This is a genomic window from Methanobrevibacter sp., assembly GCA_022775905.1.
Classification (GTDB): Archaea; Methanobacteriota; Methanobacteria; order Methanobacteriales; family Methanobacteriaceae; genus Methanocatella.
Map to the genome: position 1 here is coordinate 159,857 of JALFJX010000009.1, position 14,042 is coordinate 173,898.

The window sequence follows — 14,042 nt, forward strand, 5'->3', positions numbered from 1 at the left end:
GGTGAAAAAATGATAACATGTGATTTTGCAATATTACCGGTCGGAACAGAAACTACTGAATGTAAAGATTATGTAACTGCAGCTGTTCAATCCATCAAGGATTCAGGACTCAGCTACCAATTGACTGGAATGGGAACACAAATAGAAGCAGACAACTTAGAAGAACTCTACTCTACAATAGCTAAAGCGCAAGAAGCAATTTTTGAACTTGGAATAGATAGAGTATACACAGTCATAAAAGTAGACGACAGAAGAGATCTTGAAAACAGAACTTTAGACGCTAAAGTTGATACTGTAAATAAAATGTTAAAATAAATAAAAAAAAGAAAATTAGCAATTAAGCTAATTTTTCAGAAGCAGTTTTAACAGCTTCGATAACTAAATCCAAATCTTCTTTTGATAAAGATGGATGAGCTGGAAGAGAAATAACATTGTCAGCAGCAATTTCTGCATTTGGAGAATTTCCAGTTATTCCTAATGATTTGTAGATTGGTTGATTGTATAATGGAATTGGGTAATAAATTCCAGTTCCAACACCACATTCATTGATAATGTCTACCCAATCATCTCTATTTCCTTTTTCAACTCTGATTGTGTATTGATGATATACATGTTTTGAGTTATCTTCACAGTAAGGAGTTACAACACCATCAACATCTTTTAAACCTTCATTTAAGTAAGCTGCATTTTTGATTCTTGCATCATTGAATCCATCGATTTTATCCAATTGAGCAAGACCAATTGCTGCAGAAATATCAGTCATTCTGAAGTTGTATCCGATTTCATCGTGATGATATCTTACGCTTGCACCGTGAGCTCTGAAAATTTTAGCTTTTTCAGCTAACTCTTCATCGTTAGTAGTGATTATTCCACCTTCAGAAGTAGTCATGTTTTTAGTTGGATAAAAACTGAAACAAGCCATGTCTCCCATATTACCAACGTTTCTACCATTGCATGTTGCACCATGAGCTTGTGCAGCATCTTCAATGACTATTAAACCGTGTTTTTCAGCAATTTCATTGATTCTATCCATATTTGCAGATTGTCCATATAATTGAACAGGTAAAATAGCTTTAGTATTTTCAGTTATTAATGCTTCAATTGATTCAGGGTCTATTGTGTATGTTTTTAAATCAATGTCAGCAAAGACAGGTTTTGCACCAGTGTATACGATTGAATTTCCAGTTGCAATAAAAGTGAATGGAGTTGTGATTACTTCATCTCCTTCGCCAATACCACAGGAGAGTAATGCAACGTGTAATGCAGCAGTTCCAGAGTTAACAGCAATACCATAATCTGCTCCAACCCATTCAGCGAATTTTTGTTCAAATTCTTCAACTTTTGGTCCTTGAGCGATCATGCCTGATTTTAAAACTTCGACCACATTTTCAATTTCTTCTTCTCCAATTATTGGTTTTGCAATTGGGACTTTAATATTTGCCACATAAATCACCATATTAATAAATAAATATAAATTCTATACTAATCTTTAAATCTAATAATATTTAAAACATTACTTATTAGAAAAAAACATTTAAGAGTGAGATTTAATGGAAGAATATAAAACCAAAATTATTGAAGAAGGATTGACAAAAATCGAGTTTCCAGAATTCGATAAAGTATCTTCTGATGCACCTGTTTTTTATAACCCCCACATGGAATTGAACAGAGACTTATCCATCCTTGCAATACAAACTTTCCAAAAAGAACAAGACCATGAAATCAACATTTGCGATTTGTTTGGAGGAAGTGGAATACGCGGTATCCGTTATAAAAATGAAATTGACGGCGTTGGCAAAGTTTCAATCAACGATATCAGTGAAGTGGCAAACCATTACGAAAGACACAATATTGAATTGAACAATTTAGAAGATGTCGAAGTATACCAACATGATGCAAGCATGCTTCTTAGAATGAAACGTGGCGAATTTGATGTAATAGACATCGATCCGTTTGGAACTCCATCCCCATTCCTTGACTCATCAGGATACTGTGCTAGAAGAAACTCATTATTATGCGTTACAGCAACAGACACATCAGCATTATGCGGAACATACAAAGAACCATGTATACGTAAATACAATGCAAAACCATACAAAAGCGAATACTGCCATGAAACCGGAATTAGAATATTGGCAGGTTTTGTTGCACTCACTCTTTCAAAGTATGCAAAATGCATTGAAGTAAAAATGTCCCATAGTACTGAACATTATATGAGATTATACCTGGAAATTAAAAAAGGTTCAAAAAGAACTGATGAAACATTAAAAAATATCGGTTACATCAGCCATTGTAAACATTGCCACCACAGACAAACAAGTAACGGCCTTGCAGGACCAATTGCTGAAGTATGTCCTGTCTGCGGTGAAAAATTGATTCAAGCAGGACCTTTATGGTTAGGATCTATACAAAATGCTGAGTTTATCCAGAAAATGATTGAAGAAACTGAACACAAAAAAATCAACACTGAAAAGGAAGCATTGAAATTATTGAACAAATGCCTATTGGAAGCCGATGCACCTGCTACATTCTTCGATATCCACAGCATATGTAAGACATTGAAAGTTAGCGCTCCCAAATTTGATTTGATATTAGATGAACTAAAAAAAGAGGGATTTATAGCCGTTAAAACACATTTCAAGCCATTAGGTTTGAAAACAGATGCTCCTGTTGATAAAATTAAAGAGATACTTATCGATTTACAGAGTACAATATTTTAGATAAAAACCAATATAACAAATGATATTTTTATAAAAAATACCAAAAAAACACATAAATCTTAATGATTTTTAAAAAAAATAAGTAAAAAGTAAAAAAATTTATAAAGTTTTAAATATCATAAAAAATATATTACAGATTATACGGTTGATTAGAATTAATTGACCAATCTTGTATTAAGTCAATATTAAGAGGCATGTAAAGATGGTAAAAGCTAAAGATAATGTTATTAAGTTGGACGATACTGACATCAACATTTTGAAAATAATCAATGAAGATGTAAGAACTTCTTATAGACAAATTTCTCGTAGTTTAGATGTATCTGTAGGAACTGTTCACAATCGTATTGATAAGATGGTTAAATCCGGAGTTATTAAAAAGTTCTCACCAGTAATTGACCACGAAAAATTAGGTTTCGTTTTAACCACAATCATAGGTGTAAGAGTAAAAGGTGGAAAACTCAAAAATTGGGAAGAAAAAACATTTTTCAACAAAAACGTTGTTGGAATCTATGATGTTACCGGGGAATACGATGCATTTTTAATTGCTAAGTTCAGAAACACCAATGAATTAAATGCATTCATTAAAGAGTTATTAAAAGACCCAATTATAGAAAGAACCTATACTCAAACTGTTTTAGATGTAATCAAAGAAGATATGGGATCTTCAAACATCTTATAAATTTATTTTTTAAAGTAGTTCAACCGAACTACTTTCACCCAACACTTTTTTTCAAAGTATATTTTTTCTGAACTATTTTTATAAAATTTGTAAAAAAATAACAATTGTAATGAAAAGTTAACTAAATGGCATAAAAATTTATTAAACTATATAAATAAAAACAGACAATACATATAGTATTAGATATTAAAACTTAGAGGTTATGAAATTGGCAGTATGCTTACCCGATACTCAAGACGATACTCCTCAGATACCTATTAAATTAACAAGAGTAGGTGTTACTGGAGTAAAGAAATTATTACAATTAGAAAGAACAAATAAAAGACCAATAATTTTACTACCTACTTTTGATGCATTTGTAGATTTACCAGGTGATCAAAAAGGAGTTCACATGTCTAGAAACCCGGAAGCTATTAGTGAAGTACTTGAAAGTGCTGCTAAAGATCCAACTGTAGACATTGAATCATTATGTGCAAAAATTGTTGACAAAATGATGACCAAACATGAATACGCAAAACGTGTTGAAATCTCAATGACAACCGATTTCATGTTCATGAAAGAGTCACCAGTCACAAAAAACAAAACTCAAGAAATGAGCAAATTAATAGCAAAAGCTGTTGGTTTTAGAGATGAAGATGGAAACGTCAACATCACAAAAAGCGTAGGTGCAGAAGTTATTGGAATGACTGTTTGCCCATGTGCACAGGAATCCGTAAGAGAATCCAATAAAACCCAATTATTAGAATTCTTGGATGAAGAAACCACTCAAAAAGTATTAGACACTGTTACTTTTGCTTCACATAACCAAAGAGGAGTTGGAACATTATTAGTTGAAGTTCCAGAAGATTACAAAGTTAAAGCTGAAGATCTTATTGACATCATTGAAACTTCAATGAGTTCTCCTGTTTGCGAATTACTTAAAAGACCAGATGAAAATGCAACCGTTTTAAACGCACACAGAAACCCTGTTTTTGTTGAAGATTGTGTTAGAAACATGATGGACCAAATTGCTGCAAGATATGGCAATTTACCTAACGATACTTTAATCACAGCACGTCAAGAAAACCAAGAAAGTATTCACAGACATAATGCTTATGCTGAAAAAGTAACTACTATGGGCGAATTAAAAGCTGAATTAAAAGCTGAATTAAATATCGAATAGGTCTGATTTGATGAAAAAAAGTTATGAAATTGCAGGACAAGTAATGGGATTTTTTGAATCTTTTAAAGGTTCAAGACCTGCAATTGACAATGACAGCATACTTATTGTTAGAGGAAGATCTAGAAAAGTTATCCCAATTGCTGAATTTGACTCAAAACTTACCGAGTTAGGCAAAATCCTTGGGGGAACAGAGTTAGATGCAACCTCAGAAAAAGTTACTGAAATATTAAAGGCTGGAGACGAACATATAAAAGAAACTGACAAATCTTTAGGTTCCGTTGATGCAAATGGATTTGCTAGAATGAAAAAAGAGCTTGAATCAATGGGACTTGTTGTTGAATATAAAATATTCCAACTTACAGGTTTTGATGTTGTTGTTGCTATTTGGGAAGATAAAAATGAATTCCCACCATTATATGTTGAAGTAACTGTTTCAAAACATGACACAGATTAAAATGCAATCTAATTTAAAAAAAGAAGATATTCTCCAAATCTTAAATGCTACTGACAGTGACATAATTAAATACATGTCACAGACAGTGCAATATAGGGAGAATAATCTTATTACTTATTCTAAAAATGTATTCATACCATTGACTGAAATTTGCAGAAATGACTGTGGATACTGTAACTTTAAAAAAAATCCTGATGATCCAGAAGCTATTATTCTCAAAACAAAGGAAGAAGTTTTGGAAAGCTTAAAGGAAGCTGAAGAATATGGCTGCAAGGAAGCTCTTTTTACCTTCGGTGAAGATGCTGATGAAGAAGAAGTTGTTCAGCTCAAACTAAAAGAATATGGATATAACAGAATGATTGATTATGTTATAGACATATGCCAAATGACTTTGAACGAAACAACATTATTACCTCATACCAATGGTGGAAACTTCAGTTTTGATGATTTGAAAAGACTAAAAGAAGTTAATGCATCATTAGGATTAATGCTTGAAAACTCATCCAACAGGTTAATGGAATTGCCTGCACACAATAAAAGTCCTGGAAAAAATCCGGTTTTAAGACTTGAAACCATTGCAAATGCAGGAAAACTTAAAATACCCTACACAACAGGAATATTAATCGGAATTGGAGAGACAAAAGAAGAAGTTGCAGAATCATTAATGGCAATCAGAGACTTATATGACCAATACGGACATATCCAAGAAGTGATTATTCAAAATTTCACACCAATACCTGGAATTGAAATGGAAGACTGGCCTGAACCAAGCTTTTTAGATATGATTAGAACCGTAATTGCAGGAACTCTCCTTTTTGGAGATACTGACGTCAGTATTCAGGTTCCACCTAACCTCAACAATGAAACCGCACAGATATTCTTATTATGCGGTGCAGACGATTGGGGCGGAGTTTCACCCGTAAGTCCTGATTATGTAAACATCACATCCCCATGGCCGGGAATTGATGAACTTGAAAAGCTAACCGTTGATGCAGGATTCGAACTGACCGAAAGGTTATGCATCTATGAAAAATACATTAATGGTGAATGGTTAAACAATAATCTTCTTGAGAAGATATCTAATTTATCCTAGCATCAATAACAACATGCTCTACACCGGGAGCATACTTTTTTATTTTATTTATTTTCAATAGCTCAACATCCCTGTTTCCCGCTTGAGCCCTTATTCTTTCTATCGGTCGAGTTTCGATTAATTTTTCTGGAACTGTTTCATGATAATGAATAATTCCACCTTTGTTTAGACTGCCAATAGCTATTTTTAGATAATGATGAGTTGTTTTTACATAACCCATTAGGATTCTGTCAGCCTTGAAATTTGGTGTTTCATTCTTACAGTCACCCCATATAGGAGTTACATTATCCAACTTGTTCAGTTTGATGTTGTCGCATAGAAACTTATAGGAATTCGGATTTATTTCAATTGGAATGATTTCCTTTGCATTTGCATGGACTCCAATTGGAATGGAAAAGTATCCAATCCCAGCAAACATGTCAAGCACTGTTTCACCATCCTCAACAAGCTTTGCGATCCTCAATCTTTCATTGTTGTTTCCCTTTGACCACATTACCTTAGCCAAATCCAATTTAAACAGACAGCCATTTTCCTTATGGATAGTTTCTGTTTCACTTCCATAGAGAACCTTATAGATAGGTTCCCTTTTAGTCCCTTGAATGTGGTCGATCTTCATTATGGTTTTCACATTATGTTTCTTTGACAACTCCTCGAAATTATTATCTGAGTACTTGTTGTCCAAAATTAGAATATCCCCAATTTTTTTATATTTCATTTTACTCACCTTTAGAAAGAAAAGTTTATATATACTAATCTAATAATATAGTATTGTTAGTTTATACTATATTGATTCTGATTTTAAATAAAATTAATACTGAATATATTAATTTATTTTGTTATATTAACCTATGAGTAGTTGAAATTAGATATTTTAAATACTTATATGAGGTGTATTTAAATGAAAGATAAAATCGTAGAAGGTACAACCACCGTCGGAATTACTTGTAAAGACGGAATTGTATTCGCAACTGAAAGAAGAGCAACTATGGGAAACTTAGTAGCTCATAAAGTAGCAGAAAAAATATTTAAAATTGATGATCACATTGCAACAACCATTGCAGGTTCTGTTGGAGATGCACAAAGTTTAATGAAAGTTATTGGTGCAGAAGTCTCATTATACCAAATGAGAAACAATGATGAAATCAGCGTTAAAGCTGCAGCATCATTAACTGCAAATATCTTACGTTCAGGACCAATGTATGTACAAATATTACTTGGAGGTATGGACGGAGACAAACCATCCATCTACTCATTAGACCCTGCTGGTGGTATGATTGAAGATAATTACATCTCAACTGGATCAGGTTCCATCGTAGCATACGGTGTTCTTGAAGACAGATTTAAAGATGATTTATCAGTAGAAGAAGGACTTGAATTAGCTATAAGAGCTATCAGAGCTGCTTCCGAACGTGACACTTACTCCGGAAACGGATTTTTAGTCGCTAAAGTGGACAAAGACGGCTTTGAAATGTTAGATAATGAAAAAGTAAAAGAGATTTTGGATAAATTATAAGCAAAACTAATTTTTCATAACTAACTATTTTTTTATATAAAATGTGTACATAGTTTATGAAATTTAACTAATTATTGGCTTAAAGCTTTTCATAAACTATTCTTAATACACAAACTTTTTTTGAAGGGATTATATGGCTTCAGATATTTTAGAAGATATTAAAAAAGAGATTTTGCAAAAACTACCTAATGAAATTCAGGTTTCCAAAGTAGAATTCGAAGGACCAGAAGTAGTAGTTTACACCAAAAATCCAGAAATTATAACAGAAAACGGTGACTTAATTAGATCACTTGCAAAAGAACTTAGAAAAAGAATAATTATCAGATCAGATAAAAGCGCATTGCTTGACAACGAAGCAACCATTAATAAAATTCACGAAATTGTTCCCAACGGAGCGGAAATTACTGATATTTACTTTGATACTGTAACTGGAGAAGTAGTTATTACTGCTAAGAAACCAGGCCTTGTTATTGGAAAATACGGAGTTACTTCTAGAAATATTGTTAAAAATACAGGATGGGCACCTAAAATCTTAAGAACCCCACCTATCAGTTCCGATATTATTGGAAAAATTAGAACTATTCAAAAAAGTAGTAGTAAAGACAGGAAAAAATTATTACAACGTTTAGGACGTCAAATTCACCAAGGAAGCAAATACCCAAATGACTGGGCAAGAGTTACTTCCATGGGAGGATTTAAAGAAGTTGGACGTTCATCCATGCTTTTACAAACACCAAACAGCCGTGTTTTATTAGATTGTGGAGTAAACGTTGCTGCATCAGATAACAAAAATGCATTCCCATACTTGAATGTTCCAGAATTCTCAATTGAAGAATTAGATGCAGTTATTATATCTCACGCTCACTTAGATCATTGTGGATTTGTACCATACTTATTCCATTACGGATATGATGGACCAGTATACTGTACAACCCCAACTAGAGACTTAACCACCCTTTTACAATTCGACCATCTCGATATTGCTCACAGGGAAGGTAATCCTTTACCATTCACATCAAAACATGTGAAACAGGCAATTAAAAATACAATCACATTAGATTACGGTGAAGTAACTGACATCTCGCCGGATATCAGATTAACATTACACAACGCAGGACACATCTTAGGTTCAGCAATCTCCCATATGCACATTGGAGACGGAGCCCACAACTTGGTATATACAGGAGATTTCAAATACGAACCATCCAGATTACTTGAACCTGCAACCATTCGTTTCCCACGTGCTGAAACAGTTATTATGGAAAGTACATACGGTGGAAGAGAAGACATTCAACCTTCCAGAAACAACGCTGAAAAAGAAATGATGAAAACCATCTACAAAACTCTTAAACGTGGCGGAAAAATACTCGTTCCAGTATTTGCTGTAGGAAGGGCACAAGAGCTTATGGTAGTATTAGAAGAATACATGAGACATGGATTAATTGAAGAAGTACCAATCTACATTGACGGAATGATTTGGGAAGCAACTGCAATCCATACTGCAAGACCAGAATACTTAAGTAAAGACTTAAGAGACCAAATTTTCCACATGGGAAGAAATCCGTTTGTTTCTGAATTATTCAATAAAGTTCAAAACCACGACCAAAGAAAAGATATTGTTGAAAGTGAAGATCCGGCAATCATCTTATCCACTTCAGGTATGTTAACCGGTGGTAACTCAGTTGAATACTTCAAATGGTTATGTGAAGATGAAAGAAACACTTTAATCTTTGTAGGTTACCAATCCGAAGGTTCAATGGGTAGAAGAGTTCAAAAAGGTTGGAAAGAAATTCCTCTTGAAGACGACGACGGAAAAACCAGAATTTTCAATGTTGGAATGGAAATCAAAACCATTAATGGATTCAGTGGTCACTCTAACAGAAGACAATTGATGGAGTACGTAAAAAGACTTAATCCAAGACCGGACAAAGTCATTACATGTCACGGAGACCCATACAAAACTGTGGACCTCGCATCTTCTATACACAGAAGTTATAAAATAGAGACAAAAACTCCAATTAATTTAGATAGTGTGAGAATACATTAATAATAAATAAATACTAATTAGAACAAATAATAATTATGATGAATGTTGTATAATTACAACAATTTATTTATTTTTAAAACAATAGGTGTTAAAATGGTTACATATTCAGAATCAGGTGTTGACATTGACTTAGAAGCAGTTACTGTTTCAAAATTAGCTGATAAACTCAAATCAACATTAGAATGCAGAGATATTATTACAGACAGTGGTCATTACGCAGCTTTAGTAAGATTAGGAGACAAAGCTATTGCAATGAGTACTGACGGTGTTGGAAGTAAAATTTTAATTGCAGAAATGATGAACAAATACGATACAGTAGGTATTGACTGTATTGCTATGGTAGTTAACGATATCTTATGTGTCGGCGCAGAACCAATAGCTTTAGTGGACTACCTCGCTGTTGAAAAACCAGACCCTGAAAGAGCAGCTGAAATTGCTGAAGGTCTTGTTAAAGGTGCTAATGAATCAAAAATTGCAATAATTGGTGGAGAAACTGCTTCACTTCCTGGAATTATCAAAGATTTCGATTTAGCAGGAACAGGTATCGGATTTGTAGATGTTGATAAAATCATCAGCGGTGCAGACATCCAACCTGGAAATGTCTTAATCGGTATTAACAGTAATGGTATTCATTCTAACGGATACAGTTTAGCTAGAAGCGCAATCTTCGACAAAGGTGGCTATTCTGTCGATGACAAAATGCCTAATGGAGAAACAACCATTGGTGAAGAATTAATTAGACCAACCGAATTATACGTTAAACCTATTGTTGCTTTATTCGAAAAAGAATACAATATTAATGGTCTTGCTCATATTACCGGAGGAGGTTTCACCAACCTCAGACGTTTGAAAAAAGGCGTAGGATATGACATTACAGACCTTCCAGAAGTTCCAGAAATATTCAAACTTATCTATGAACAAGGCGTAGACATCAAAGAAATGTACAAAGTATTCAACATGGGTGTCGGTTTTGTTGTTATCTGTGATGGGGAAGAGGCAGATAAAATTATGGATACTTTAAATGAATATTGCGACTGCCAAATCATCGGTACCGTAACTGACGATGAAACAATCAAAGTCAAAGCTTTCGAAGGCAGCGAACTTGAATACTAATTAAAAAAAAGAGGCTGATATGATGAAAATAATGATAGATAACGAAATAGCTCTTGTAAAAGAAATATTAAAGGAGTTAGGGGCTAGCGAAGAAGATCAGGAATTAGTGGCTGAAGCTACAGTAGACGCAGATTTAAAAGGATTTACATCACACGGGCTCGGTAGATTTCCACAATACATCATAGGTATTGAAGCAGGAGCAATCAACTTAAAAGAAAACATTACTATTGAAAAAGAAACTCCTGCAGTGGCATTAATTAACGGTAACAGCGGATTTGGACAAGCAGTATCCTACAAAGCTATGCAAATTGCAATCAAAAAAGCAAAAGAAATGGGTATTGCATGTGTTGGTGTTCACAATACCAACCACTTTGGAGTTACTGGATTTTATTCCGACTTAGCATTAAGAGAAAACTGTATTGGACTTGTAATTGCAAATACTGACCCTGCAATTGCTCCAATCGGTGGAAAAGAACCATTAATCGGAACCAACCCTATTGCATTAGGAATTCCATCAGACAGTTACCTTACTGTAGATATGGCAACATCAGTTACTGCACGTGGAAAAATCATCGAATCCAAAAGAAAAGGTTTAGATTTACCTGACGGATGGGCATTAGATGCTGATGGAAAACCAACCAACAACCCAGAAGAAGCATTAAAAGGATCAATCTTACCATTCGGTGGATTCAAAGGATACGCATTATCCTTATTAATCGAAGTATTAACTGGACCATTAGTACAAGCAGGATATGGACATGGAGTAACCGGTACTGCCTCACCTGAGAAAAACTGTACTAAAGGAGATTTATACGTAGTAATTGACCCTTCCAAATTTGGTGACTTTGATGAATTCAAAGCAAACACCGAAGATTTCATTGCACAAGTAAGAGCTACTGGTGACAACGTTCCTGTACCTGGTGACTTGGAAGTTAAAAGGGTTAAAGAAGCTGAAGTTAATGGTATTAACATTGACGAAAAATTATACAAACAATTAAAAGGAATCTGTGACGATTTAAGTATCGACTTAGATTCTTACCTCGAAGAATAATTATACTCTTCAAAATTTCTTTTTTTTATAAAATTTACGATGATAAATTTTTATACTTCGCTTGATACAAGTTAAAGTAAATTTTAATTTATAAACAATAAAATAAAAATGATTATATATTAACTTGTACAAAAATATAATTGTTTATAAAAGTAATATAGAAATTACTGAAAATCATAAACTCTATTTTAACTAATATGATTTTTTTCAAAAAGGAGGAATTAAAGTTGAAACTTAAAAACTCTTATGTCTTATTAATAGCAATGGCATTATTCCAATTAGTAATCATAGGATCTGCTTGTGCTAGTGATGTTTCTGCTAACGATACAGTGGAACTATCAGATGACGGATCCAGTGTTGTTATGGATGACAACCCAGTTGTAGACCCGTCAACACCCACAACACCACAGAAAATAAATACAACAGTTGTTTCAGATGACGAAATTTCAATAGATGAAACATCAAACAAGACAATTGATTTGACTGTTAATGATAACGAATCCAAAGAAATCACAGGAATTACAGCTAACAACCTAACAGTTAAAGAAGGAACAAAAACAATCAAATTTGATTATAATAATTCAAAAATCATTATCAAAGATACATTAATTCTTGGTAAACATAATTTACTCGTTAGCTATTTAGGAAACGGTAACTATACCAATTCTTCAAAAAATATTGTTTTGACCATTTTTGGAAATTATACAATTCAAGCACCAAGTTCTGTTAATGTAAACAGTACAAGAACCGTTGAAGTACCAATCAATGTTACAAATGGTATTGATCCAAAAGTGATTAACAAAGAAGATTTCAATGTTACTTTAACATATAAAGATGGAAATGTTACCAAAAACATCAGTATAACTGATTTTAGAATTGTGAACAATACACTAATATTCAATTATGAATTAGCAAATAACATTACCACATCAACAATAACTCTTGTTTATAATGCTAATGAAAGCGTTAAATCGGCAAATGTTACCTTGAATAGAATTTATAATGTTAAAATTGAAGAGATTAATACTAAAAGTGAATATAATAATGGTGCATTTACATTTAAATTAGTGGATTGTGATAATAATACTGAAAATTTAACTGGTTTAACATTATCCATAACTTTAGGTGAAAATATTAGGTCAGGATTTACTGGAACTGCTGACAAAAATGGGATTGTAACTTTTAAAACCATACAATTATATGAAATCGAATATAAAGATGGAAAAATATCTGCAAAATATTTAACTGTCGGTAAACATTTAGTGGAGTTATCAACCAAAAATAATGTAAAGTCAACAATTGTTAAAACTAATTTGACTGTAACAACAATACCAACAGTAATAAAAATTACATCTGCATCAACTATCTACTACAACACAGGATATACATTAAATTTTAAAGTTACTGACAAAAGTGGTAAATCAATATCTGATGTTTATGTTCTTGTCCAAATATATACTGGTTCAAAATACAATAATTATATTTTCCAAACCAACAAATATGGAAACGTTAACATCAAAGCTCCATTAACAGTTGGAAGTCATAAAATTGTCATAACTAGTGCAGACAGTAGATATAGTGCAAATTCAGTTACCAAGACAATTACGGTCAAAAAAGCTAGTGCAAAAATCAGTGCACCAAAAGTAACTGCTTACTACAACAGTGGCAAATACTTTACCATAAAATTAATGAACACTAAGAAAAGCAATGCACCAATTTATGCTGCAAAACTTAACATTAGAGTTTACGTCACTAAATACAGTTACTACAACTACAATGGTCAAACTGGTGTTGATGGTAAAATAAAATTAGCATTAGACAGTTTAAAACCAGGGACTTACAAAGTTGAAGTTAGAGGAGCAGATTCCAAAGATTTCAGTGTAAGCAAAGTTACATCCCAAATTGTAGTTAAAAAAGCTCCAACCAAATTATATCCAGTTAAATTAACTGCTAAAAAAGGTAAAACTACTTACTTTAAAGTTACTGTGAAAAATTACAAAATCAAAAAAGTAATTAGTGGAGTTAAAGTAAAAATCAAAGTTTATACAGGTAAAAAATACAAAACTTACACTGTAAAAACCAATTCAAAAGGAATTGCACAGCTTAATGTGAAATCCTTGACTACCGGAACACATAAAGTTGTAGTTACATCTGCAAACAAATACTGTGTTGCAAAAGCAGCTGCATCAAGCATAAAAATAACTAAATAA

13 protein-coding genes are annotated in these 14,042 nt (G+C 33.0%); 11 read left to right on the plus strand and 2 right to left on the minus strand.

All coding sequences use genetic code 11. The features are described 5' to 3' along the window. Nucleotides 1–9: 9 nt before the first annotated feature. Nucleotides 10–315, plus strand: coding sequence for an MTH1187 family thiamine-binding protein (locus MR875_02900; protein MCI6993799.1), 306 nt, complete (start codon nucleotides 10–12; stop codon nucleotides 313–315). Nucleotides 316–337: 22 nt separating this feature from the next. Here MR875_02900 and MR875_02905 read toward each other — a convergent pair whose 3' ends face one another. Next, nucleotides 338–1,444: a DegT/DnrJ/EryC1/StrS family aminotransferase gene (locus MR875_02905; protein ID MCI6993800.1), complete on the minus strand. Its 1,107-nt coding sequence runs from the start codon at nucleotides 1,442–1,444 to the stop codon at nucleotides 338–340. A 106-nt stretch (nucleotides 1,445–1,550) separates the two neighbouring features. Between MR875_02905 and MR875_02910 the strand changes: the two genes are divergently transcribed. The 5 genes from MR875_02910 to cofG all read left to right on the plus strand — a co-directional run bounded on the left by MR875_02910 (nucleotide 1,551) and on the right by cofG (nucleotide 6,108). Continuing rightward, nucleotides 1,551–2,720: a tRNA (guanine(26)-N(2))-dimethyltransferase gene (locus MR875_02910; GenBank protein ID MCI6993801.1), complete on the plus strand. Its 1,170-nt coding sequence runs from the start codon at nucleotides 1,551–1,553 to the stop codon at nucleotides 2,718–2,720. Nucleotides 2,721–2,922: 202 nt separating this feature from the next. Beyond that, nucleotides 2,923–3,399, plus strand: a complete 477-nt coding sequence (locus MR875_02915) for an Lrp/AsnC family transcriptional regulator (GenBank protein MCI6993802.1) — start codon at nucleotides 2,923–2,925, stop codon at nucleotides 3,397–3,399. Between the two features lie 208 nt (nucleotides 3,400–3,607). Then, entirely contained in the window at nucleotides 3,608–4,561 is a 954-nt protein-coding gene (gene mptA, locus MR875_02920; GenBank protein ID MCI6993803.1) for a GTP cyclohydrolase MptA, read from the plus strand. Nucleotides 4,562–4,571: 10 nt separating this feature from the next. Then, nucleotides 4,572–5,015 (plus strand): DUF2120 domain-containing protein, encoded by a 444-nt coding sequence (locus MR875_02925; GenBank protein ID MCI6993804.1) that lies wholly within the window; start codon nucleotides 4,572–4,574, stop codon nucleotides 5,013–5,015. Between the two features lies 1 nt (nucleotide 5,016). Continuing rightward, the gene (gene cofG, locus MR875_02930; GenBank protein MCI6993805.1) at nucleotides 5,017–6,108 is read left to right on the plus strand and encodes a 7,8-didemethyl-8-hydroxy-5-deazariboflavin synthase subunit CofG; all 1,092 of its coding nucleotides are present in this window, start codon (nucleotides 5,017–5,019) and stop codon (nucleotides 6,106–6,108) included. On the opposite strand, the gene MR875_02935 is transcribed toward cofG, so the two are convergent. After that, nucleotides 6,095–6,823 (minus strand): class I SAM-dependent methyltransferase family protein, encoded by a 729-nt coding sequence (locus MR875_02935; GenBank protein ID MCI6993806.1) that lies wholly within the window; start codon nucleotides 6,821–6,823, stop codon nucleotides 6,095–6,097. The genes cofG and MR875_02935 overlap by 14 nt on opposite strands. A 183-nt stretch (nucleotides 6,824–7,006) precedes the next feature. Between MR875_02935 and psmB the strand changes: the two genes are divergently transcribed. The 5 genes from psmB to MR875_02960 all read left to right on the plus strand — a co-directional run bounded on the left by psmB (nucleotide 7,007) and on the right by MR875_02960 (nucleotide 14,042). Next, nucleotides 7,007–7,621 (plus strand): archaeal proteasome endopeptidase complex subunit beta, encoded by a 615-nt coding sequence (psmB, locus tag MR875_02940; protein ID MCI6993807.1) that lies wholly within the window; start codon nucleotides 7,007–7,009, stop codon nucleotides 7,619–7,621. Nucleotides 7,622–7,754: 133 nt separating this feature from the next. Then, on the plus strand, nucleotides 7,755–9,668 hold the full coding sequence (locus tag MR875_02945) for a beta-CASP ribonuclease aCPSF1 (GenBank protein ID MCI6993808.1): 1,914 nt from the start codon (nucleotides 7,755–7,757) through the stop codon (nucleotides 9,666–9,668). A 93-nt stretch (nucleotides 9,669–9,761) separates the two neighbouring features. Continuing rightward, entirely contained in the window at nucleotides 9,762–10,781 is a 1,020-nt protein-coding gene (gene purM, locus MR875_02950) for a phosphoribosylformylglycinamidine cyclo-ligase (GenBank protein ID MCI6993809.1), read from the plus strand. 22 nt (nucleotides 10,782–10,803) lie between these two features. Continuing rightward, nucleotides 10,804–11,832 (plus strand): L-sulfolactate dehydrogenase, encoded by a 1,029-nt coding sequence (comC, locus tag MR875_02955; protein MCI6993810.1) that lies wholly within the window; start codon nucleotides 10,804–10,806, stop codon nucleotides 11,830–11,832. 227 nt (nucleotides 11,833–12,059) lie between these two features. After that, nucleotides 12,060–14,042: a hypothetical protein gene (locus MR875_02960; GenBank protein MCI6993811.1), complete on the plus strand. Its 1,983-nt coding sequence runs from the start codon at nucleotides 12,060–12,062 to the stop codon at nucleotides 14,040–14,042.